Genomic DNA, 21,265 nt, shown 5'->3' on the forward strand with positions numbered 1-21,265 from the left:
GATCAGCGAGCCCGGTCCCCGCGGTGAGCGGATCAGGGACGACTCGTTCCTCCTGCTGATCAACGCCCACCACGAGAGCCTCACGTTCACCCTGCCCGCGGCGGACTTCGGCGACGGCTGGCGCTCTGTCCTCGACACCGCCGAGGCGAACGGCGCTGACGACAAGGTCCGCTGCGCGGGCGCGAGCGTGCCCGTAGCGCCCCGGTCCCTTCAGGTTCTGTGCTGCCCGCAGCGCTAGATCGGACGGGATGGGCGCCGCCGTCCGGCACACGCCCCGTCTCCCGGGGTCATTCCTCCCCCCGGCCCGGCTCCTGCTGCTCCTTCAGCGACTTGAGAATCGCGGCCAGGACCGTCTTGACGTGCTCCTCCGCGGCAGGCTTGGTGATCCCGAGCCCGGAGAGCACGCCCGATCCGTCCTCCAGTTCCAGCAGGGCGAGCAGGATGTGCTCGGTCCCGATGTAGTTGTGGCCCAGCCGCAGGGCCTCCCGGAACGTGAGCTCCAGCGCCTTGCGCGACTGCGAGTCGAACGGGATGACCCCGGTCACCTGCTCACCGGCCGGCGGCAGGGCCGCGGTCGCGGCCTCCCGTACGGCCTCCAGCGACACGCCCTGGGCGACGATGGCCTTGGCCGCCAGGCCCTCCGGATCGCTCAGCAGCGCCAGCACCAGGTGCTCGGGGCGCACCTCGTCGTGCCCCGCCGCGAGCGCCTCGTTCGTCGCCGTGACCACGGCGGTCCTCGCCCGCGCGGTGTACCGCCCGAAGCCCTGGTCGGGGTCGAAGGCCAGCGGCTCGGCCGACGCCTTCGGCACGAACCGCTTCTGCGCGGCCTGCTTGCTGACCCCCATGCTCCTGCCGATGTCGGTCCAGGAGGCACCGGAGCGCCGCGCCTGGTCGACGAAGTGGCCGATCAGGTGGTCGGCCACCTCGCCGAGATGGTCGGCGAGCAGGACCGCGTCGGAGAGCTGGTCGAGTGCGTCGGTGTGCGCTTTCTTGATCACCTCGATCAGGTCGTCGAGCCGGACGGGATGCGGGAGTCGGTTCGGATTCGTCATGCCGTCAACGATAGGTTGACGACTATCTCATCGTCAACCTTGAGTTGACGGCCCCTCGTCCGGTCGGACCGCGATTCCAGGTAGTTTCGGGCCGTGACCACGGAACCCCTACAAACCCCTATAGATCGGGCGCAGGGCCGGTCCCGGGCTGCGGTCGTACGGGACGCCCTGGGCGTTGGCGTCGCCGTCGGCCTGTCCGGGTTCGCGTTCGGCGTGACCTCGGCCGGGGCCGGGCTGAGCCTGGCCCAGACATGCGCACTGTCCCTGCTGGTGTTCACCGGGGCGTCGCAGTTCGCGCTCGTCGGCGCGCTCGGCGTGGGCGGCAGCCCCGCCGCCGCCGTGGCCGGAGCCCTGTTCCTCGGGGTGCGCAACGCCTTCTACGGCCTGCGGCTGGCCCAGCTGATGCGCCTGCCCCGCGCGATGCGCCCCCTCGCCGCGCAATGGGTCATCGACGAGACGTCGGCTGTGGCCATGGCACAGCCCGATCGAAGCAGCGCCCGGCTCGGCTTCGCGGTCACCGGGGCCAGCCTCTATCTGCTGTGGAACCTCACCACGTTCCTCGGCGCGCTGGGCGCCGAGGCGCTCGGCGATCCGTCCGCCTGGGGGCTCGACGCCGCCGGACCCGCCGTCTTCCTGGCGCTGCTCGCCTCGATGCTGCGCGGACGACAGGAGACGCTGGTCGCCGTCCTCGCGGTCGCGCTGGCGCTGGTCTGCCTGCCGCTGCTGCCCGCGGGCGTCCCCGTCCTCGTCTCGGCGCTGGCCGCGCCGATCGTGCTCATGCTCCACCGCCGCCGGGAGGCATCGCCTTGACCATCTGGATCGCCGTCGCCGTCACCGCCCTCGGCTGCTACGCCGTCAAGCTGCTCGGCCTGTCCGTGCCCGCCGGGCTGCTGGACCGGCCGCTCGTACGGCGGATCGCCGCCCTCGTGCCGGTCGCCATGCTGGCCGCGCTCACCGCCATCCAGACGTTCGGCAGCGGTCAGGCGCTCGTGGTCGACGCGCGGGCCGCCGGGCTGGCCGCCGCGGCCGCCGCGCTGCTGCTGCGCGCGCCGTTCCTCGTGGTCGTCGCGGTCGCCGTCGCCGTCACCGCCGCCGTACGCGCGCTGACCGGCTAACCGCCGAGGATGTCGGCGAGGTCGTAGGCGATCGGCCGGTCGAGCTGGTCGTAGGTGCAGGAGGCCGGCTCGCGGTCCGGCCGCCAGCGGCGGAACTGGGCGGTGTGCCGGAACCGGTCCCCCTCCATGTGGTCGTAGGCCACCTCGACCACCAGCTCGGGCCGCAGCGGGATGAACGACAGGTCCTTCTTGGCGTTCCAGCGGGACACCGCCCCGGGCAGGCGCTGCGCGGTCCTCTCCTCGGGGCCCTCCCCCGCGGCGCCCTGCTCGGCGGCCTCCGCCCAGTGACCCCACGGATGCCCGCTCAGATCGTCCATCCGGTACGGCGCGAGCTCGGCCACGAGTTCCGCGCGCCGCTTCATCGGGAACGACGCGGCGACGCCCACATGGTGCAGACGGCCGTCGGGTGAGTAGAGCCCCAGCAGCAGCGAACCGACGACCGGGCCGCTCTTGTGCTCGCGGTAGCCCGCGACCACGCAGTCGGCCGTCCGCTCGTGCTTGACCTTGAACATCACCCGCTTGTCCGGCTCGTACGGAATGTTCCCCGGCTTGACGACGATGCCGTCCAGCCCGGCGCCCTCGAACACGCCGAACCACTCCGCGGCCTGCCGCTCGTCGGTGGTGGCCGGCGTCAGCCGTACCGAGCCGGAGGCCGCACCGAGCATCTTCTCCAGTCGGGCCCGCCGCGTCGAGAACGGCTCGGCCATCAGGTTCTCCGAACCCTCGGCGAGCAGGTCGAAGGCGACGAACGAGGCGGGCGTCCGCTCGGCCAGCAGCTTCACCCGGGACGCCGCCGGATGGATCCGCTGCTGCAGCGCGTCGAAGTCGAGCGTCTCTCCCGAGACGACGACGATCTCGCCGTCCACGACGCAGCGCGGCGGCAGCTCCTCCCTGACGGCCGCCACCAGTTCCGGGAAATAGCGCGTGAACGGCCGCTCGTTCCGGCTGCCCAGATAGACCTCGTCACCGTCGCGGAAGATGATGCAGCGGAAGCCGTCCCATTTGGGCTCGTAGTAGAGCGTCCCATCTTGAGGCGGGAGCCCTTTGACCGCCTTGGCCAGCATGGGCGCCACCGGCGGTTCGACCGGGAGCTTCATCGGGCCTCCTCGCCGACATATCGGATGAACAGCACGCCGTCCTCTTCGAGCACGTGGGCGAGGGCGAGCGGAGTCCGGGAGGCCACGCCGTTCAGAACTCGCGCGGCGTCCCCACCGGCCAGCAGCGGGCTCACCGTGAGCGCCAGCTCGTCGATCAGCCCGGCGGCGGCGAGCTCGGCGTTCAGCCTCGGCCCACCCTCGCACAATATGCGGCCGAGTCCCCGATCGCGCAGCAGGCGCACCGCCACCGTCAGGTCGACCAGGTCCTCCCCCGCGACGAGCACCTCGGCGTTCTTCGCCGCCTCCTCGCGGCGTTCCCGCGGGGCGGCCCGGGTGGTGATGACGATGGTCCGCTGGTACGGCTCGGTCTCGGTGAACAGCGGCCCGCCGAGATCGAGGTCGAGCCGCCGGGTGATCACGGCGATCGACGGCGCGTGCGGACGGCCCGCGCGCAGCGCGTGCCATCCCTCACGCGGCTTGGACGGGCCGTACCCTTCGGTCCTGACCGTCGCGGCGCCCGCGAGCACGACGTCGGCGAGCCCGCGCAGGACATGGAAGACCCGCCGGTCCCCCGGGCTGGACAGCCCGGCCGACCTGCCCTCCAGCCACGCCGCGCCGTCGGCGCTGGCCACCATGTTGACCCGCAGGCACCCCTCCGGCGGATAGGCATAGCAGGCGGCGAGGTCCGGATCGTCCTCGGCATAGGGATGTATACGACGCACGCTCCCTACCCTGACACACGCCGTCGACAGCTCCCGTCTCACCTTCACCACTTTCCGATGGGAAGGCGAACCCTGCGACGCCGAGCCGGGCGAGCGCGGTGGCCGGTGCGTGCGGTCAGCCCGTCTGCACGCTCTGCACCCGCGGGCCCTCGGGTTCCAGGGCCAGCGTGATGTCGATGCCGCTCACGCTGAGGCTCAGCGTGTAGCGCCCCGGCGTGCGCCAGCTCAGCCGCATCGACTGCAGGTCGCGGCCGGCCAGCCGGGACAGCACGCGGTTGACGTCCGCGACAGAGGAGGCCAGCTCACGCCCGCCCGGCGTACGCCGATAGACGGCGGTGAGCAGTCGCTCGGTCTCGGCGCCGCCCAGCCTGCGGGCCTTGCCGGTCTCCAGGGCGAGCACGCATATCCGCTCGAGATCGGTCATCCGCTCGGGGGGCACCACCCCGCCCCGCGCGTCGGCCGCGAGCTCGCGGAACGGCGCGTCGCGGCCGGGCGGCACCGCGTCGGCGAACGCCAGCGCGGCCGCCACGACCGCGCCGGCCTCCTCATCGGACAGCTCCACCGGATCGGGGAAGGCCGGCTCCGGCTCGCCGGGTGGCGAGGCGGACGCCGGTGAGGTCGCCTCGCCGGGGCCGGCGTCGTTCACGAGTGGATGCCGTGCGCCTCGGCGAAGATCGCCTCGGCCTCGTGCTCGAAGTTGCCGGTCTCGATCGGGCAGTGGATGCCGCACTCCTTCGGTGCGCCCTGCTCCCACCACCAGCGACCGGCCCGATCGTCCTCACCGGGCTGGATGGGCCGGGTGCAGGGGCCGCAGCCGATACTCGTGTATCCCTGCGAGTACAACGGGTGGATGGGCACGTTGTTGGCGCGCGCGTACTCCCAGACCTCGTCGCCGCTCCAGTCGGCCAGCGCGTTGATCTTGACGATGCCCTCGTGGTCGTGGTCCAGCTCGACCTTCTTGATCGCGGCACGCGAGGCCCACTGGTCCCGGCGCAGGCCGGTGAACCAGCCGTCCAGGCCGCGCAGCGCCCGCACGAGCGGCCGGACCTTGCGAATCTGGCAGCACAGCATGCGCGCGGGCACGCTCTTGCGGAACAGCTCGATGCCCTGGCGGCGCACCATCGACTCGACCTCGGCCGTGTCGGGGAAGAGCACGTCCCAGCGGGTCTGCGGGTAGTGCTCGCGCACCTGCTCGATGAACGCGTACGTCTCCTGCGGCAGCCGCCCGGTGTCGACCGTGATGACCTGCACGTCCGGACGGATCTTCGTGGCCATGTCCAGCACGACCATGCCGTCGATCTGCAGCGCGGTGACCACCGCCACGCGGTCGCCGAGTGCCTCGAAGGCCCATTCGATGACGTCCTCGGGCTCCTGGTCGTCGAGATCCATCGCGATCTCGCCGATCTCCAGGTCGTCGAAGACCACCCGCTCGCCGTCCTTGGCAGGTGCCGTGACCACTTCTGTCATTTTCGTTCCCTCTCGCCGCTGTGTTGTCGCCCTGTCGCCGGGATGTCCGCCGAGCCGCTGCTCAGCCGCCGGACATCGCCATGACGACGGTGATGTCGGAGCCGGCCGTCACCTCGGTGGCGAGTCCGGCGAGGCTGCGGATGTCCTCCTCGCCCACCGCGACGAGGAACGCCTCCGCGACCTTGCCATCGGGTGTCACCTGGGCGCCGAACGCCGGGTGCTCCTTGGCGACGGCCGCCAGAGCCTCGCCCACGGTCCGGGCGGTCACCTCGATCTCGTCCGCCCCGCCGACGAGGTCGAGCAGCGGGCCGGGGATCCGTACGGTCACGACCGCCTCGGCGGCCTCCGCCGGGGCCGGGCCGGACGGGGCCGACTTCGCACCGGTGTCGCTGGCGAGCCCGATCAGCTCCTCGTCACTGCGTTCCGAGGCGAAGTCGCCGAAGGTGTAGCCCGCGTCGCCGCGTGCGACCCGCTCCGCCAGCCAGCCCTCCACCAGGCGCTCGATGACGTCGTCGATCTCGTCGGTCGGCACGCGCCGCATCAGACGGCGGCCGATCGCCGTACGGGTGCCCAGGCCGCCGCCCACGGTCAGGTCGTAGGCCTCGACCCGCTCGTCGGCGCCCTCCTTCCTGGTGGTGGTGCCCTGCAGGCCGATCTCGCCCACCCAGTGCTGGGCGCAGGCGTGCGGGCAGCCGTCCATGTGGATGGCGAGGTCGCCGATGCGCTCGGCGCCGAACCGGTCGGTGAGCCGGCCGAGCATCACGTCCAGCTTGCCCTTGGTCTCGGCGACCGAGTAGTTGCAGAAACGGTGGCTCGTGCAGGCCAGCGAACGGGCGTAGGCGCGGCCGCGGTCGACCGGCAGGCCCAGCTCGGTCAGGAGCGCCTTCACCTCCTCGACGCGGGACGCCGGCACGTTGCCGATGATGAAGTTCTGCTGGCGGGTGAAGCGCAGATCGGCGCCGAGGTCGTCGAGCAGCTCGCCGAGCCTCTCGAGCATGCTGCCGGTGACGCGGCCGGCCGGTACGGGCACGCCGATGTAGACGAGCCCCTCCTGCCGCTGCGGATGCACGCCCATGTGGTCGACCTCCGGCGCCGGCTCGGGCGCGAAGCCGTCCTCCAGGCGGCGGCCGAGCTGCTCCTCGACCTTCTCGCGCACCCCCTGCGGGCCGTAGTCGTCCATCATGAACTTGATCCGGGCCTTGGCGCGCGAGACACGGTACCGCAGGTCGCGCTGCCAAGCGTCGGTCACCGCCTTCAGCACCTCGACCGTGTCCTCGGCCGGCACGAAGACGCCGATGTCACGGGAGATGCGCGGCGTGTTCGCCATGCCGCCGCCGATGCGCAGCCCGAACCCGGGCCGGCCGTCGCGGACGGTGGCGATCAGGGCGACGTCGTGGATCTCCGGCGCGTTGCACTGCGCCGAGCACGCCGCGATCGTGTACTTGTGCTTGCGCGGCAGGTTGCTGTACTCGGGGTTGCCGTAGAAGAAACCGGCCACCTCGCTGATGATCGGTGTGACGTCGAAAGGCTCCTCGGCGGTGAGGCCGGCCACCGGGCAGCCGGTGATGTTGCGCACGGTGTCGCCCTCAGCGCCCGCCGTGGTCAGCCCGGCGGCCTCGATCACGCCGAGCACCTCGGGGAGCTTCTCCATCCGCACCCAGTGCAACTGGATGCCCTGGCGGGTGGTCAGCTCGGCCTCGTCGCGGCCGTACTCACGGGCGATGCGCCCCAGCGCCCGCACCTGGTCGGGACGCACCAGACCGCCGGGCACCTTGATGCGCACCATGAAGGTGCCGATCTTCGGCTTGTCGTGGGCGAGACCCCACCAGTACAGCCGGACGACCTCCTCTTCCGGAATGTCCTCGTAGCCCCGTTCGATGAGGCTGGGCAGCTCATCGCGGACGTCGAGGCCGGGGCGATCGCGCTTGAGCCGCTCGATGGAGTTGCGGCGGTAGACGAGATCCCAGTCGGGCGGCGGCCGATCGGCACCGGAGCGGCGGGCGCGAGAGGGAATTGCTGTGGTCACGGTTCCTCCGTGCAGCGATGCGTGGACATGCCGGCCGACGAGCACCGACGCCGATGCCGGGCGGGGCTGGGTGACACGACAGAGAAAGAGATGGGCGGGCCGAGAGGCGCTCGCCGGACGCGGAAGGCTAGGCGCGGCTAGATGCGCGGCAACACTGGCAGAGGCAGGGGATCATCGCCCCTACGATTCCAGAGCATCGCGTCCTAATCATCGAATCGATAATAGCGTTGATCTTTACGGGGATCAACGGATTTTGTCGATTACGGATATTTTCCAGTCATTCGCCCGTAACCGAGGCGTTATTCGCCGGCGGTACGGACGTGTCCCGTCAATCGTTCGACGGCCGGGCCTTGGAGGGCTGGACGCGTTTGGGCTCGCCGGGCATCTTGGGGTAGTTCGGCGGGTAGGGCAGGTCGCCCCGGCCGTCGGCGGCGTACCATCCGAGCAGCGTGTCGATGACGAACGCTCGGTCGTCGATGGTCCGCTGGAGGTCGCCGATCTCCGCGAACCGCCTCGGCATCGTCCTGATGTCGAAGTCGCGTGGATCGCAGTCGGCCAGTTCCTCCCATGTCACCGGCGCGGAGACGGTGGCGTCCGGCCTGGCGCGCACCGAGTAGGCCGCGGCGACCGTGCGGTCGCGGGCGTTCTGGTTGTAGTCGATGAAGACCTTCTCCCCCCGCTCCTCCTTCCACCAGGCGGTGGTCGCCAGGCCGGGCAGGCGCCGCTCCACCTCGCGGGCGAGCGCGATCGCGGCGTGCCGCACCTCGGTGAAGGTCCAGCGGGGCTCGATGCGCACGGCGATGTGGACGCCGCGGTTGCCCGAGGTCTTGGGGAACCCGGTCACGCCGAGCTCGTCGAGGATCTCCCGTACGGCGAAGGCGACCTTGCGCGCATCCTCGAAGGAGGTGCCGGGCTGCGGGTCGATGTCGATGCGCAGCTCGTCGGGGTGCTCGAGGTCGGGCCTGCGGGCGGGCCAGGGGTGGAAGTCGATCGTGGCGAGGTTCGCGCACCAGGCGACCGCCGCGATCTCGGTCGGGCAGAACGCGTCCGCGGTGCGTCCGCTGGGGAAGGCCACGGTGACGGTCTCGATCCAGTCGGGATGCTTGGGCATCCGCTTCTGGTAGATCGCATCCGAGCCGACCCCGTCCGGGTGCCGTTTGAGGTACGTCGGCCGGTCGCGGAGGGCGCGCAGCACGCCGTCCCCGACGCTCACGTAGTACTCCACCAGGTCGCGCTTGGTCGCGCCCACGCCCGGGAAGTAGATCTTGTCCGGGTTGGTCACCTTGACCGTCCGGCCCTCGACCTCGAGTTCGATGTACGGCGACGCCATGTGACGGACACTACCCAGAAAGGAGGTGGTCCGCCCCGGGCTGCCAACGGCGGCCGGACCGGGAGCTCCCACAAGCCCGCACGCCCTCCGGGCGGGGCTCGTGGTCGCGCGAACGCGACAGGACGGACCACGTGAGGCGCCCGGGGCGGCGTCCAGCACGGGTCGGGTGCTTCCTCCCTGAGGCCTCGTACGGGAAGACGCGGAAACGGCCGCGAAAGGATGCTCAGGACGGGGAGAACTGACCGTCCCTTGGTCATTCGGGGAGTGTCGAGAAAGCGCGTCCTTCGCGCATCAGGACATGACTCCGGAACACGACCTAGGCTGGTGTTCATGGACAAGGTGATCAGGAGCGACGAGGAGTGGCGGGCCCGGCTGTCCCCGGAGGAGTACCGGGTGCTCCGTCAGGCGGGGACGGAACGGCCCTTCACCGGTGAGTACGTCGACACCAAGACGGTCGGGGTCTACTCCTGCCGCGCCTGCGGCGCCGAGCTGTTCCGCTCCGAGGCCAAGTTCGAGTCGCACTGCGGGTGGCCCTCGTTCTTCGAGCCGTCGGAGTCGGCGGCCGTGACACTGCATCAGGACGACTCGCTGGGCATGAGCCGGGTGGAGGTCCGCTGCGCGCGGTGCGACTCCCATCTGGGTCACGTTTTCCACGGCGAGGGCTACCCGACCCCGACCGACGACCGCTACTGCATCAACTCGGTCTGCCTGACACTCGCTCCCGCCGAGTGACTCACCCGTCCTGCCGGGACGGTGTCCGTACGGGCAGGAGGTCCGGCCGCTTGGCGGTACGGCCGTCGCCGGAGGACCGTCCGCGCAGGCGTCGGCCGAGCCAGGGCCCGAGGAAGGCCGCGACCCAGCGCAGTTCCACGGCTGCGGCGCGCAATCCGGCGGGCGGGGCGGTCTCGGGTGGCGGCAGGGGCAGCGTCCAGGAGTCGTCGCTGCCGGGCAGGCCGAGGGCGTGCGCGATCGCGGCGGCGATCCGTTCGTGGCCGAGGGGGCTGGCGTGCAGCCGGTCCGTGCTCCACAGGCGGGCGTCGGTGACCACCTCGTGGTGGGAGGTCTCGGCGACGGCCACGTGATGCCGGCGTGCCGCCTCCCGGATGCGGTGGTTGAGCGCGACGACGCGGGAGCCGATCGGGCGGGCGAGCGGGGTGATCCTGGCGACGTCGGGGAAGGTGAGGGTGGCGACGCGGGCGCCCTGGCCGGTGAGCGCGGCGAACATCGCCTCCAGGTGGCCGGCCACCTCGTCGGCGTCGAACCGGGGCCTGAGCAGATCGTTGACCCCCGCGACGACGGTCGCCAGATCCGGGCGCAGGGCGAGGGCCGGGGCGAGCTGCTCGCCGCGAATCTGCCCGGCGAGGCGGCCGCGCACGGCCAGGTTGGCGTACTGGACGCCGGGGCTGAGCAGCGCGAGCCGCTCGGCGAGCCGGTCGGCCCACCCGCGCAGGCCCACGATGTCGTCGCCGTCGCCGACCCCCTCGGTCTGGCTGTCGCCGAGGGCGACATAGCGCAGGTACGCACCGCCGCTCATGGGCCGCCTGCCTTTCCCGTGAGATCGCGCTCGCTCAGCGAGGTTTGGGGTGGGTCACCCGGCAGTCGTCATCGTCTGGCCCGAGGATGTTGGCGAGGACCGGGTTGCCGTTCCCGCCGTATTTCGCCTGCACGAAGACGACAGGGTTGCGCTCGCCCTGCTCCGCCAGGTACTCCAGACCGCGCTTGCACAGCGTGATCGCGGTCTTGGAGTTGCCCGCGCTCTCCGGCAGGTTCGTGTAGATCCGCAGATAGCGTCCGGTGGTCCTGATGTCGCGTACGCGCTTGGCCGTGCCGTCCTTCCACCTGCTGCGGAAGTAGGCCGTCGCCTTCTCGTCGGTGAACTTCGACGGACCGGACGCCTTGGCCGCAGACGCCGCCTTCGTCTCCGACCGTACGGTCGTCTCGACCACCGCCTCGACGGCGGCCGGCGTGGTGACCTGCCGGGGCGAGGCCGTGGTCGGCGGGCCGGCCGGATGGAGGAGCGAACCGGCGACCGCGAAGGCTCCCCCGGCGGCGACGGTCACCCCGAGGGCGACGATCCGCGCCCTCGCACGCCGCCTTCGACGGCGCGCTCTGGAACGTGCCAGACGGCTCGACACTCTGCCTCACAATGACGGGAACGTTACGTCACAGTATGGCAAAGCATCGGCAATGACCAGTCCTTGATTCCGACATTCAGCGCAAGTGACTCCACTCACACTCCCCTGTCGGGTCCGGATCAGACCAGCCCGGCGACGAGCTCGCTGACCGGCTTGCGCACCCCGGTGTAGAACGGGATCTCCACCCGGGTGTGCCGCCTGGCCTTCGCCCCGCGCAGGTGACGCATGAGGTCGACGATGCGGTGCAACTCGTCGGCCTCGAACGCGAGCATCCACTCGAAGTCGTTCAGCGCGAAGCAGGCGACCGTGTTGGCCCGCACGTCGGGATACTCCCGGGCCATCTTCCCGTGCTCGGCGAGCATCTCCCTGCGCTCGGCGTCCTCCAGCAGGTACCACTCCAGGGAGCGGACGAACGGATAGACGCAGACGAATCCCCTCGGCTGCTCCTCGGCCAGGAACGCCGGGATGTGCGACTTGTTGAACTCGGCCGGGCGGTGCAGCGCCATGGCCGACCACACGGGCTCGCTGGCCCGGCCCAGGGCCGTACGGCGGAAGCGGGTGTAGACGTCCTGCAGGTCCTCGGCCGTCGGGGCGTGCCACCAGAACATGAAGTCCGCGTCGGCCCGGAACCCGGCCACGTCATAGCAGCCGCGGGTCACCACGTCCTTGCCCGCGGCCTGGGCGAGCAGTTCCTCGATCTCCTCGCCGAGGCTCTCCCTGGCCTCCGGCAACCGATCGCGGAGCCGGAAGACCGACCACATCGTGTAGCGGATGACGAGGTTGAGATCGCGTGCCTTCGGACGTGGGGCGGCTGGGGACTTGGTGCTGGACTCGGTCATGGCTCCATTCTGCCTTCGGGGGTGGCCGGGTCGGTCCGCGCCCCGGTCCTCAGATGGTCCAGGACGCGGTCGGCGGCCGCACGCCCGGTGGCGGCGCAGGCGGGGACTCCGACGCCGTCGTAGGCCGCGCCGCACACCGCCAGGCCGGGCTGTGCCGCCACCGCCGCGCGGGCGCGCGCGACCCGGTCGAGGTGACCGACGTCGTACTGCGGCAGCGAGCCGCCCCACCTCGTGACGCGGCTGTCGACCGGCAGCCCGCGCACCCCCGTGATCTCCGCCATCTCGTGCATCGCGAGTGCGGCCAGTTCGGCGTCGTCGCGCTGGAGGATCTTCTCCTCGCCCAGCCGGCCGATCGAGCAGCGCACGATGACCAGGTCGCGGTCGGCCTCGGCCAGGTGCGGCCACTTGGTCGTGGCGAACGTCGCCGCCTTCACCGGCCTGCCCTCGACAGCGGGCACCAGGTAGCCGCTGCCGCGCGGCGCCTGCGGGAACGCAGTCCTGGGATAGGCGAGGGTGACGACGGCCATGCTGGAGTATTCGATCCGCGCCAGCTCGGCCGCCGCCCCGGGCACCTCGCGCTCCAGCAGCCGGGAGGCGGGCCGGGCGGGGACCGCGAGGATCACGGCGTCGGCGTCGATGGCCTCCTCCTCCCGGGTGGGACCGGCGATCAGCCGCCAGCCCGCCTCGGTGCGGACGAGCTCGCGGACCATGGTGCCCGTACGGACGTCGGCCCCGGACGCCTTGGCCACCGCCTGCGGCAGGCTGCCCATCCCGTGCTTGAGTGTGGCGAACACGGGGCCGGCGTCCCTGGGGGCCTCGGCCGCGATGGCGGAGGCGGCCCGCAGCAGCGACCGCTCGGTCCGCGCGACGGCGGCGACGCGGGGCATGGTCGCGTCCAGGGACAGCATGTCGGCGCGGCCCGCGTACACCCCGCCCAGCAGCGGCTCGATCAGCCGGTCGACCACCTCGCGGCCCATCCGGGCCCGGATGTACGCGGCGACGGAGACGTCGGTGTTCACGAGCGTCGGCGGGAGGACCAGGTCGAGCGGAACCCGGGCGAGGCCGCCGGGCGACAGGATGCCCGAGCGGGCGAGCGCGCCCAGGTCGGAGGGGACGCCCATCACGTGCCCGGTGGGCATGGCGCGCAGGGATCCGCGCGACAGGACGGCGGCCTGCGTGGTCCCGGGGTGGACGAGCGCGTCGCCGAGACCGGCCAGTCGCGCGAGTTCCCCACCCTCCGGGCGCCGCGCCAGCATGGCCTCCGCACCCGCGTCGACTTCCACGCCCGCCACCTCGGAGGCGTACAGCTTGCCGCCGATCCGCGGGGCGCCCTCCAGAATCGTGATCTTGAGCCGGGCGTCGCCGCGGTTCAGGTAGAGGGCGGCGGCCAGACCGGCGATGCCCGCGCCGACGATCACCACATGACGACCAGAGATCTCGTCCATACCCCAAAAACTATCGGTCCGTAGGGCCGGGCCCCACGCGGCCCGCCGTGACGGCATCGTGACGGCAACGTGATCATCCGCACCGAACCGGCAGGGATCGTGGAGCGTGTGAAGGACATGACACGATTCCGGTACGTCCGGTACGGCACGGCCGCCATCGCCGTGATCATGGCGGCCGTCCTCACGTCCGGCTGCGGCGCCGGCGAGTCCACCCTGCAGTCGACGGCCGGCGGCGCCGCGGCCGACCAGGCCGCCGTGGCCCCGGAGGAGGCGGCACCCCGGGAGGTGGCGCGTCAGGAGGCGGTCCCCAAGTCGCAGACCGATCGGCAGACCTCCGACCGGCAGGTCGACATCACGTCGGCGAACCGGGCGATCATCTACACGGCCCAGCTGACCGTCCGGGCGGCCGACGTGCCCTCGGCCGCGGACCGGGCCAAGACGATCGTGCTGGCCGCCGAGGGCTACGTCTCCCAGGAGAAGAGCGACTCCTACGGCCGCGAGGATCGTGCGGTCATCACGTTCAAGGTGCCGCCGGAGCACTATCCCGACGTGCTCTCCCAACTCGGTCGCGACCTCGGCAAGCGGGAGTCCATGCACCAGGGCACCAAGGACGTCACGGAGGAGGTCGCCGACGTCGAGAGCCGGGTGAAGTCGGCGCGTGCGACGCTCGACCAGTTCCGCACGCTGCTGTCGAAGGCGAACAAGATCGGCGAGATCATGGAGATCGAGCGGGAGATCTCCAACCGGGAGGCCGAGCTGGAATCGCTCCAGGCCAGGCAGAAGGCGCTGGCCGCGCAGACCGGCATGGCGACGATCACGCTCACCCTGATCCCCCAGGCGAAGCCGAGCGCCGCATCCGACAAGCAGGAGGATCGGTCGGGTTTCCTGGCCGGGCTGAGCGCCGGCTGGCGCGCGTTCGTCGTGGCGGTCGAGGTCGGCCTCACCGTGCTGGGCGTGCTGCTGCCCTGGCTCGTCCTGGCGGCCGTGATCTGGCTGGCCGTACGGATGATCCTGCGCCGCTTCCGCCCGCGCTCCGGCTCGACGCCGCCGCCCGACCGGCCGAGACCGGCCCCGCCTCAGCCGGTCGGAGCCCAGATGGGCGCGCCGGAGCCGGCCGAGGCGGGACAGGGCGAGCAGCGGAGCGACTCAGCGGGCTGAGACCTCATGGACGAGGTCGGTGAGCCGGGCGAGCTGGTCGGGGTCGGTGGACGGGAGCACGCCGTGGCCGAGGTTGAACACGTGCCCCTCCGCCACCCGGCCCCGGTCGAGCACCTCGCGGGCCCGTTCCTCGACGACCTCCCATGGGGCGAGCAGGATCGCCGGATCGAGGTTGCCCTGCAGGGCCTTGCCCGCGCCCACCCGCAGCGCGGCCTCGTCGAGCGACACCCGCCAGTCGACGCCGACCACGTCGGCCCCCGCCTCGCCCATCAGGCCGAGCAGCTCGCCCGTGCCGACGCCGAAGTGGATCCGCGGGACGCCGAGCCCGGCCAGCCCCTCGAAGATCTTCCTCGTGTGCGGCAGCACGTACGTCCGGTAGTCCTGCGGGGCCACCGCGCCGACCCAGGAGTCGAAGAGCTGGGCGGCGGCGGCGCCCGCGTCGACCTGGACCCGCAGGAAGCCCAGCGTGATCTCGGTGAGCCGGTCCATCAGCTCGTGCCACAGGTCCGGCTCGCCGTACATCATGGCCTTGGTGCGGTCGTGGTTCTTGGAGGGACCCCCCTCGATCAGGTAGGACGCGAGCGTGAACGGCCCGCCGGCGAAGCCGATCAGCGGTGTCGCGCCGAGCTCCTTGGTCAGCGCCCCCACCGCCTCGGTGACGTACAGGACGTCGTCCGGCTCAAGCGGACGCAGGGCGGTGACGCCGGCCCGGTCGCGCACCGGCGACCCCATGACCGGCCCGACGTTCGGTTTGATGTCGACGTCGACGCCGCTGGCCTTGAGCGGGACCACGATGTCGCTGAAGAAGATCGCCGCGTCCGTGCCGTACCGCCGGACCGGCTGCAGGGTGATCTCCACGACCAGGTCGGGCGTGGCGCAGGCGGTCAGCATCTCGATGCCCTCGCGCACCCGGCGGTACTCGGGCAGCGACCGGCCCGCCTGACGCATGTACCAGACCGGGGTGTACGGCACGGGCCTGCGCATACAGGCTCGTACGAAGACGGAGTCAGCCGGGTGGGGATTCATTCTTCCAGCGTGCCATGCCCGGGGGGCGGTCCGCCCGCCGACCTCGGAAGGTCGGTGGGGCGACGGCGGACGCGGGTGTGGGCGACCTCACCGCTCGGCAAAATGTTCGCCAAATGACGGCTGACTTATACCACTTTCGAGACACGCCGAGCGCGTTGCGGGGAAATGTCGGCGGGACGTGCCAACGTCGGATCAGTCCCAAGCGACCGACACGACCGTGGATCCGACGAGAGGCTCCGGAGCGATGACTTCGATGGGGAGTTCCGCAGAACGCCGCACACCAGCCTGTACGGGAAGCACCTTGATGTCCGAAATGGCCATAGCTTGACCGACATCCATGCCCCCCGCTGTCACCCCCCTGCTTCGCGCACTGCCGAACTCGACCTACTCTTCGGTCATGACCCTCGGTGAACCACCGGCGCCTCCCGCCGTCTTCCGGCGTGCGCTTGAGACGCTGCGCCCCGCCGAGGTGCGGCCGGAGATAGAGCTGGAGGAGATTCCGGCTCCCCAGCGGCTCGCGCCGTACTCGGGGGCGGTCGGCGCCTCCGTCTACCGCGACGACGACGAACTCGCCGTCGGCCGGCTGATCATGCTGTTCGACCCGGACGGCCAGCGGGGCTGGGAGGGACCGTTCCGCCTCGTCGCCTACGTCCGGGCCGACATGGAACCGGAGATCACCTCCGACCCGCTGCTCGGGCCGGTCGCCTGGAGCTGGCTCACCGAGGCGCTCGACTCGCACGGCGCGGCCTACGCCGCGGCCGGCGGCACGGTCACCCGGGCGGTGTCGGAGGGCTTCGGCAACAAGGCCGACGACCCCGTCAGCACCGAGCTGGAGCTGCGGGCCTCCTGGTCACCCCTGGACGAGGACCTGTCGCCGCACGTCGCCGCCTGGTGCGACCTGATGTGCCTGGCCGCGGGCATCCCGCCACTGCCCCCCGATGTCGCCACCCTGCGTCCGCGCACCGCTCATCCGAAAGCCCCGTAGCCCGTGATCGAACCAGAAGTCCAGCCGCTGTTGGAGCCACGCGAGGGAATCCCACCGGTCATCCAGGACGGGAGAACCCTGGCCACCGTCATCGACGCCTTCGCCCGGGGAAGCGGGCCGGTCGCCGTCGACGCCGAACGCGCCTCGGGCTATCGCTACAGCGGCCGGGCCTATCTGGTTCAGCTGCGGCGGGCCGGGGCGGGCACCGCGCTGGTCGATCCGGTCACCTGTCCCGACCTGAGCGCGCTCGACCGGGCGCTGGCGGACACCGAGATCGTCCTGCACGCGGCCACGCAGGACCTGCCCTGCCTGACCGAGCTGGGCCTGCGGCCCCGGCGGCTGTTCGACACCGAGCTGGCCGGGCGGCTTTTGGGCTACGAGCGGGTCGGGCTCGGCACGATGGTGGAGCTCGTGCTCAGGCTGCGACTGGAGAAGGGCCACTCGGCCGCCGACTGGTCGAAGCGGCCCCTCCCCGAGGACTGGCTGCGCTACGCGGCTCTCGACGTCGAGGTGCTGATCGAGCTGCGCGACGCCCTGCACGCCGAACTGGCCACCACGGGCAAGCTCGAGTGGGCGATGGAGGAGTTCGCCGCGGTGCTGGCCGCGCCGGCCGCCGTGCCGCGCAGCGATCCGTGGCGGCGCACCTCGGGCATCCACCGGGTCCGCTCGCTGCGCGGGCTCGCCGTGGTGCGCGAGCTGTGGACGCTGCGCGACAAGATCGCCCAGAACGCCGATCTCGCGCCCGGCCGCGTGCTGCCCGACTCCGCGATCGTGCAGGCCGCCCTCGACCAGCCGCGTACGACCAAGGCGCTCACCGAGATCACCCCCTTCGTCGGCCGCGCCGCCCGCCGCCATCTCGACGACTGGCTCGCCGCGGTGACCCGGGCGCGCAGCCTGCCGGACGGCGCGCTCCCCCAGCCCGTCGGTCCCGGCGACGGCCCTCCCCCGGCCAACCGGTGGGCCGACCGCGATCCCGCCGCCGCCCGGCGGCTGGTCGCCGCCCGCACGGTCATGGCCGCCCTCGCCGACGAGCACCACATGCCGACCGAGAACCTGCTCCAGCCCGATGCCGTGCGCAGGCTCATGTGGGAGCCGCCCGCCGACGTCTCGGCGGAGGCGATCGCCGTACGGCTGCGCGAGCTGGGCGCCCGCGAGTGGCAGATCGCGCTGACCGCCCACCCGCTCGCCGAGGCCCTCCAACGCCTCGAGATCAGGGACGAGGTCTGAGCCGCTCCCCTATTCGGGTTACCCATCAGTAGCATTAGGGTTGAAGCTACCCATGAGTAGGAGCGAATGGTGCCTGCGTCCCGTGAAGTCGTCTTCGTCGACGGCGTTCGGACGCCTTTCGGCAAGTCGGGCCCGAAGGGCCTGTACGCCGAGACGCGTGCCGACGACCTGGTAGTCCGCGTCATCCGCGAGTTGATGCGGCGCAACCCTGCCATCCCGCCCGAGCGGGTGGACGAGGTCGCCATCGCGGCGACCACCCAGATCGGCGATCAGGGCCTGACCATCGGCCGGTCGGCCGCCGTGCTCGCCGGCCTGCCCAAGTCGGTGCCCGGCTACGCCATCGACCGGATGTGCGCCGGCGCGATGACCGCCGTCACCAACGTCGCCGGCGGCATCTCCTTCGGCGCCTATGACCTGGCCATCGCGGGCGGCGTCGAGCACATGGGGCGCCACCCGATGGGCGAGGGCGTCGACCCCAACCCCCGGTTCCTGTCCGAGCGGCTCGTCGACGGCTCGGCCCTGATCATGGGCATGACCGCGGAGAACCTGCACGACCGCTATCCGTCGATCACCAAGGAGCGCGCCGACGCCTACGCCGTCGCCTCCCAGGAGAAGGCCGCCAAGGCGTACGCCGACGGCAGGATCCAGCGCGACCTGGTGCCGACGGCGACCCGCAAGGCCGCCGAGGGCTGGGGCCTGGCCACGGTCGACGAGCCGCCCCGGCCCGGCACGACGCTGGAGGGCCTGCGCACGCTGAAGACCCCCTTCCGCGCGCACGGCCGGGTCACAGCGGGCAACGCCGCCGGGCTCAACGACGGCGCCACCGGCTGCGTGGTGGCCGCCGAGGAGGTCGCCGCCGAGCTGGGGCTCACCCCGCGGATGCGCCTGGTCTCCTACGCCTTCGCCGGTGTGGACCCCGAGGTCATGGGCATCGGGCCGATCCCGTCCACGGAGCGTGCGCTGCGCCTGGCCGGGCTGACCATCGACGACATCGGTCTCTTCGAGATCAACGAGGCGTTCGCCGTACAGGTGCTCGCCTTCCTCGAGCACTTCGGCATCGCCGACGACGACCCGCGCGTCAACCCCTGGGGCGGCGCGATCGCGTTCGGCCACCCGCTCGCCTCCTCCGGCGTACGGCTGATGACCCAGCTCTCACGCCACTTCGCCGATCACCCGGACGTCAGGTACGGCATCACGACGATGTGCGTCGGCATGGGCATGGGCGGCACGGTCATCTGGGAGAACCTCGCATGAGCAACATCGAGAACCACAGGTCCCTCCTCGCCGGGAAGAACACCGACGAGGTCGTCACCAAGGCGCTCGTACGCGACGTCGAGCTGCCGTACGGCGCGGGCACGATGGCGCTGATCACGCTCGACAACGGTCTCGACCACACCAAGCCCAACACGTTCGGCCCGCACGGCCTGCTCGGGCTGGACGAGGCGCTGGACGGCATCGCGGCCAGGTCGGACGTCGCGGCCGTCGGCGTCGTCGGCAAGCCGTTCATCTTCGCGGTCGGGGCCGACCTCAAGGGCGCCGCCGCGGTCGCCACCCGGGAGGAGGCCCACGCGATCGGCGCGCTGGGCCACCACGTCTTCCGCCGCCTCGGAGAGCTCGGCGTGCCGTCGTTCGCCTTCGTCAACGGCGCGGCCATGGGCGGCGGGCTGGAGATCGCCCTGCACTGCACGTACCGGACCGTGTCGTCCGGCGTCCCGGCGATCGCGCTGCCCGAATGCTTCCTCGGCCTGGTCCCCGGCTGGGGCGGCACGCAGCTGCTTCCGCGCCTGATCGGCCCGGAGAAGGCCATCAAGCTGATCACCGAGAACCCGCTGTCGCAGAACCGGATGATCAAGGGGCGGGACGCGTACGAGCTCGGCATCGCCGACGCGATGTTCGAGCCCGCCGACTTCATCGAGGAGTCGCTGCGCTGGGCCGCCCGGGTGCTGCAGGGCGAGGTGACCGTCGACCGCGCGACGCACACCGACGCCGACTGGGGCCCGGTGATCGAGCAGGCCCGCACGCTCGTCGACCTCAAGCTGCGCGGCGCCTCGCCCGCCCCCTACCGTGCGCTCGACCTCATCGCGCTGGCCCGTACGGCCTCACGCGACGAGGGCTTCGCGGCCGAGGACGAGGCACTGGCCGACCTGCTCATGGGCGACGAGCTGCGGGCCGGGCTGTACTCCTTCGACCTGGTCCAGCGGCGGGCCAAGCGACCGGCGGGGGCGCCCGACAAGGCGCTCGCCCGCCCGGTCACCAAGGTCGGCGTGGTGGGCGCGGGGCTGATGGCCTCGCAACTGGCGCTGCTGTTCGCGCGGCGGCTGGAGGTGCCGGTCGTGCTGACCGACCTCGACTCCGAGCGGCTGGACAAGGGCGTCGGCTACGTGCACGCCGAGGTGGACCGGCTGCACGCCAAGGGCAGGATCTCCGCCGACCAGGTGAACCGGCTGAAGGGCCTGGTCACCGGGTCGCTGACCAAGGACGTCTTCGCCGACGCCGACTTCGTCATCGAGGCCGTCTTCGAGGACCTCGGGGTGAAGCGGAAGGTGTTCGCCGAGGTCGAGGAGGTGGTCGCGGAGACCTGCGTGCTCGCCACCAACACCTCGTCGCTGTCGATCACCGAGATGGCCGCCGGGCTGCGCCACCCCGAGCGGGTCGTCGGCTTCCACTTCTTCAACCCGGTGGCCGTGCTGCCGCTGCTGGAGATCGTGCGCGGCGCCGCCACCGACGACGCGACGCTGGCCACGGCCTTCGCCGTCGGCAAGTCGCTGAAGAAGTCGTCCGTGCTGGTCAAGGACGCCCCCGCGTTCGTCGTCAACCGGCTGCTCACCCGGTTCATGGGCGAGGTCACGGCGGCGGTCGACGAGGGCACCCCGCTCGAGGTCGCCGATCACGCCCTCGACTCCCTCGGCCTGCCGATGACGCCGTTCACGCTGCTCCAGCTCGTCGGCCCGGCGGTCGCGCTGCACGTCGCCGAGACCATGCACGCGGCGTTCCCCGACCGGTTCGGAGTGTCGGAGAACCTGGCCAAGCTGGTCGCGGCGGGCAAGCCCGGCGTCTACGGGGCCGACTTCCAGATCGACCCCGAGGTGCGGGCCATGTTCGAGGGCGGAGACCGGCCCTCCACGGCCGACGAGGTGCGGCTGCGTGCGCTGCGCGCGCTGGCCGAGGAGATCCGGCTCATGCTCGACGAGGGCGTGGTGGCGGCCCCGCAGGACATCGACCTGTGCATGATCCTCGGCGCGGGCTGGCCGTTCCACACCGGCGGCATCACGCCGTACCTGGACAGGACCGGCATCTCCGAGGAGGTCACGGGGTCTCGTTTCCTGGAGCCCGGGACGGCGTCCGTACCGGCCTGACCGAAGCTCGCGAGCCGCCGCGCCACTCCGGCGCGGCGGCGCACCGCGCAGCCCGTCACACTGCCCCGTGGTCAGCAGCAGCTTCCCCGCGGGCCAGGATGCGGAGCGATCGCCTCGACGTGGTGGTCCGGAACGACGATGGCGGCCCCGGTGACCAGTCCCGCACCGATCAACGCGGCGATCAGAAGGTGCTTCAGGTACTTGTTCATCATCCTCCCCGTTCGAATGGTCTTCGGGGATATCGACGTCGTTTTGAAGGAAGAAGTTCGGAGGCAGTAAACCTTC

Annotated in this window: 21 protein-coding genes and 1 pseudogene; 9 read left to right on the forward strand and 13 right to left on the reverse strand. The window is 71.6% G+C overall.

Annotated elements, in window-relative coordinates; all coding sequences use genetic code 11:
• Nucleotides 1–238 (forward strand): annotated as a pseudogene (locus AP234_RS38750) (glycogen debranching enzyme); the annotation flags it as partial.
• A 49-nt stretch (nt 239–287) separates the two neighbouring features.
• Here the strand turns inward: AP234_RS38750 and AP234_RS19990 are convergent.
• Nucleotides 288–1,052, reverse strand: coding sequence for a Clp protease N-terminal domain-containing protein (locus AP234_RS19990; protein WP_055481204.1), 765 nt, complete (start codon nt 1,050–1,052; stop codon nt 288–290).
• Nucleotides 1,053–1,145: 93 nt separating this feature from the next.
• On the opposite strand from AP234_RS19990, the gene AP234_RS19995 reads away from it, so the two are divergent.
• Nucleotides 1,146–1,862, forward strand: coding sequence for an AzlC family ABC transporter permease (locus AP234_RS19995; protein WP_083502259.1), 717 nt, complete (start codon nt 1,146–1,148; stop codon nt 1,860–1,862).
• A complete protein-coding gene (locus tag AP234_RS20000) occupies nt 1,859–2,167 on the forward strand; it encodes an AzlD domain-containing protein (protein ID WP_055481206.1) in 309 nt (102 codons plus the stop codon). Before AP234_RS19995 ends, AP234_RS20000 begins: the two co-directional genes overlap by 4 nt.
• Here the strand turns inward: AP234_RS20000 and AP234_RS20005 are convergent.
• The 6 genes from AP234_RS20005 to ligD form a co-directional block, all read right to left on the reverse strand.
• Entirely contained in the window at nt 2,164–3,264 is a 1,101-nt protein-coding gene (locus AP234_RS20005) for an ATP-dependent DNA ligase (protein WP_055481207.1), read from the reverse strand. The two genes, AP234_RS20000 and AP234_RS20005, sit on opposite strands and share 4 nt — an antisense overlap.
• Entirely contained in the window at nt 3,261–3,986 is a 726-nt protein-coding gene (locus AP234_RS20010; RefSeq protein WP_055481208.1) for a pyrimidine reductase family protein, read from the reverse strand. Before AP234_RS20010 ends, AP234_RS20005 begins: the two co-directional genes overlap by 4 nt.
• A 115-nt stretch (nt 3,987–4,101) precedes the next feature.
• Nucleotides 4,102–4,632 (reverse strand): hypothetical protein, encoded by a 531-nt coding sequence (locus tag AP234_RS20015; protein ID WP_055481209.1) that lies wholly within the window; start codon nt 4,630–4,632, stop codon nt 4,102–4,104.
• A complete protein-coding gene (locus AP234_RS20020) occupies nt 4,629–5,453 on the reverse strand; it encodes a phosphoadenylyl-sulfate reductase (protein ID WP_055481210.1) in 825 nt (274 codons plus the stop codon). The genes AP234_RS20015 and AP234_RS20020 overlap by 4 nt, the downstream gene beginning before the upstream one ends.
• A gap of 61 nt (nt 5,454–5,514) precedes the next feature.
• A complete protein-coding gene (locus AP234_RS20025; RefSeq protein WP_200926602.1) occupies nt 5,515–7,479 on the reverse strand; it encodes a MoaD/ThiS family protein in 1,965 nt (654 codons plus the stop codon).
• Between the two features lie 328 nt (nt 7,480–7,807).
• Nucleotides 7,808–8,809, reverse strand: coding sequence for a non-homologous end-joining DNA ligase (gene ligD, locus AP234_RS20030; protein WP_055481211.1), 1,002 nt, complete (start codon nt 8,807–8,809; stop codon nt 7,808–7,810).
• Nucleotides 8,810–9,139: 330 nt separating this feature from the next.
• Between ligD and msrB the strand changes: the two genes are divergently transcribed.
• Complete coding sequence (msrB, locus tag AP234_RS20035; RefSeq protein ID WP_055481292.1) at nt 9,140–9,541, forward strand: peptide-methionine (R)-S-oxide reductase MsrB; 402 nt, start codon at nt 9,140–9,142, stop codon at nt 9,539–9,541.
• A 1-nt stretch (nt 9,542) separates the two neighbouring features.
• Here the strand turns inward: msrB and AP234_RS20040 are convergent, their stop codons facing one another.
• The 4 genes from AP234_RS20040 to hemG form a co-directional block, all read right to left on the reverse strand.
• Nucleotides 9,543–10,343 carry an SGNH/GDSL hydrolase family protein gene (locus AP234_RS20040; protein ID WP_055481212.1) on the reverse strand — a complete coding sequence of 267 codons (801 nt, stop codon included), beginning with the start codon at nt 10,341–10,343 and terminating at the stop codon, nt 9,543–9,545.
• Nucleotides 10,344–10,377: 34 nt separating this feature from the next.
• Nucleotides 10,378–10,944 carry a hypothetical protein gene (locus AP234_RS20045; protein ID WP_152990524.1) on the reverse strand — a complete coding sequence of 189 codons (567 nt, stop codon included), beginning with the start codon at nt 10,942–10,944 and terminating at the stop codon, nt 10,378–10,380.
• 119 nt (nt 10,945–11,063) lie between these two features.
• Nucleotides 11,064–11,783 (reverse strand): hydrogen peroxide-dependent heme synthase, encoded by a 720-nt coding sequence (hemQ, locus tag AP234_RS20050; protein ID WP_055481214.1) that lies wholly within the window; start codon nt 11,781–11,783, stop codon nt 11,064–11,066.
• Entirely contained in the window at nt 11,780–13,228 is a 1,449-nt protein-coding gene (gene hemG, locus AP234_RS20055) for a protoporphyrinogen oxidase (RefSeq protein WP_055481215.1), read from the reverse strand. Before hemG ends, hemQ begins: the two co-directional genes overlap by 4 nt.
• A 117-nt stretch (nt 13,229–13,345) precedes the next feature.
• Here hemG and AP234_RS20060 point away from each other — a divergent pair, with 117 nt between their 5' ends.
• Nucleotides 13,346–14,386, forward strand: coding sequence for a DUF4349 domain-containing protein (locus AP234_RS20060; protein ID WP_152990525.1), 1,041 nt, complete (start codon nt 13,346–13,348; stop codon nt 14,384–14,386).
• Here AP234_RS20060 and hemE read toward each other — a convergent pair.
• Nucleotides 14,375–15,412: a uroporphyrinogen decarboxylase gene (gene hemE / locus AP234_RS20065; protein ID WP_055481217.1), complete on the reverse strand. Its 1,038-nt coding sequence runs from the start codon at nt 15,410–15,412 to the stop codon at nt 14,375–14,377. The two genes, AP234_RS20060 and hemE, sit on opposite strands and share 12 nt — an antisense overlap.
• 397 nt (nt 15,413–15,809) lie before the next feature.
• Here hemE and AP234_RS20070 point away from each other — a divergent pair, with 397 nt between their 5' ends.
• The 4 genes from AP234_RS20070 to AP234_RS20085 all read left to right on the forward strand — a co-directional run bounded on the left by AP234_RS20070 (nt 15,810) and on the right by AP234_RS20085 (nt 20,980).
• On the forward strand, nt 15,810–16,397 hold the full coding sequence (locus AP234_RS20070) for a DUF3000 domain-containing protein (protein ID WP_055481293.1): 588 nt from the start codon (nt 15,810–15,812) through the stop codon (nt 16,395–16,397).
• A 3-nt stretch (nt 16,398–16,400) separates the two neighbouring features.
• The gene (locus tag AP234_RS20075) at nt 16,401–17,624 is read left to right on the forward strand and encodes an HRDC domain-containing protein (protein ID WP_055481218.1); all 1,224 of its coding nucleotides are present in this window, start codon (nt 16,401–16,403) and stop codon (nt 17,622–17,624) included.
• 66 nt (nt 17,625–17,690) lie between these two features.
• Nucleotides 17,691–18,878 carry a thiolase family protein gene (locus tag AP234_RS20080; protein ID WP_055481219.1) on the forward strand — a complete coding sequence of 396 codons (1,188 nt, stop codon included), beginning with the start codon at nt 17,691–17,693 and terminating at the stop codon, nt 18,876–18,878.
• Nucleotides 18,875–20,980 carry a 3-hydroxyacyl-CoA dehydrogenase NAD-binding domain-containing protein gene (locus AP234_RS20085; protein ID WP_055481220.1) on the forward strand — a complete coding sequence of 702 codons (2,106 nt, stop codon included), beginning with the start codon at nt 18,875–18,877 and terminating at the stop codon, nt 20,978–20,980. Before AP234_RS20080 ends, AP234_RS20085 begins: the two co-directional genes overlap by 4 nt.
• Nucleotides 20,981–21,051: 71 nt before the next feature.
• Here the strand turns inward: AP234_RS20085 and AP234_RS37355 are convergent, their stop codons facing one another.
• Nucleotides 21,052–21,192, reverse strand: coding sequence for a hypothetical protein (locus AP234_RS37355; protein ID WP_160330475.1), 141 nt, complete (start codon nt 21,190–21,192; stop codon nt 21,052–21,054).
• Nucleotides 21,193–21,265: the final 73 nt, after the last annotated feature.

The organism is Sphaerimonospora mesophila (assembly GCF_001417795.1).
Classification (GTDB): domain Bacteria; phylum Actinomycetota; class Actinomycetes; order Streptosporangiales; family Streptosporangiaceae; genus Sphaerimonospora; species Sphaerimonospora mesophila.

Coding starts and splice junctions, on each gene's coding strand:
- ligD (WP_055481211.1), bottom strand. CDS start 8,809: ATGGCGTCGCCGTACATCGAACTCGAGGTCGAGGGCCGGACGGTCAAG.
- AP234_RS37355 (WP_160330475.1), bottom strand. CDS start 21,192: ATGATGAACAAGTACCTGAAGCACCTTCTGATCGCCGCGTTGATCGGT.
- msrB (WP_055481292.1), top strand. CDS start 9,140: ATGGACAAGGTGATCAGGAGCGACGAGGAGTGGCGGGCCCGGCTGTCC.
- hemE (WP_055481217.1), bottom strand. CDS start 15,412: ATGAATCCCCACCCGGCTGACTCCGTCTTCGTACGAGCCTGTATGCGC.
- AP234_RS20060 (WP_152990525.1), top strand. CDS start 13,346: ATGACACGATTCCGGTACGTCCGGTACGGCACGGCCGCCATCGCCGTG.
- AP234_RS19990 (WP_055481204.1), bottom strand. CDS start 1,052: ATGACGAATCCGAACCGACTCCCGCATCCCGTCCGGCTCGACGACCTG.
- AP234_RS20085 (WP_055481220.1), top strand. CDS start 18,875: ATGAGCAACATCGAGAACCACAGGTCCCTCCTCGCCGGGAAGAACACC.
- hemG (WP_055481215.1), bottom strand. CDS start 13,228: ATGGACGAGATCTCTGGTCGTCATGTGGTGATCGTCGGCGCGGGCATC.
- AP234_RS20020 (WP_055481210.1), bottom strand. CDS start 5,453: ATGACAGAAGTGGTCACGGCACCTGCCAAGGACGGCGAGCGGGTGGTC.
- AP234_RS20005 (WP_055481207.1), bottom strand. CDS start 3,264: ATGAAGCTCCCGGTCGAACCGCCGGTGGCGCCCATGCTGGCCAAGGCG.
- AP234_RS20080 (WP_055481219.1), top strand. CDS start 17,691: ATGGTGCCTGCGTCCCGTGAAGTCGTCTTCGTCGACGGCGTTCGGACG.
- AP234_RS20040 (WP_055481212.1), bottom strand. CDS start 10,343: ATGAGCGGCGGTGCGTACCTGCGCTATGTCGCCCTCGGCGACAGCCAG.
- AP234_RS20070 (WP_055481293.1), top strand. CDS start 15,810: ATGACCCTCGGTGAACCACCGGCGCCTCCCGCCGTCTTCCGGCGTGCG.
- hemQ (WP_055481214.1), bottom strand. CDS start 11,783: ATGACCGAGTCCAGCACCAAGTCCCCAGCCGCCCCACGTCCGAAGGCA.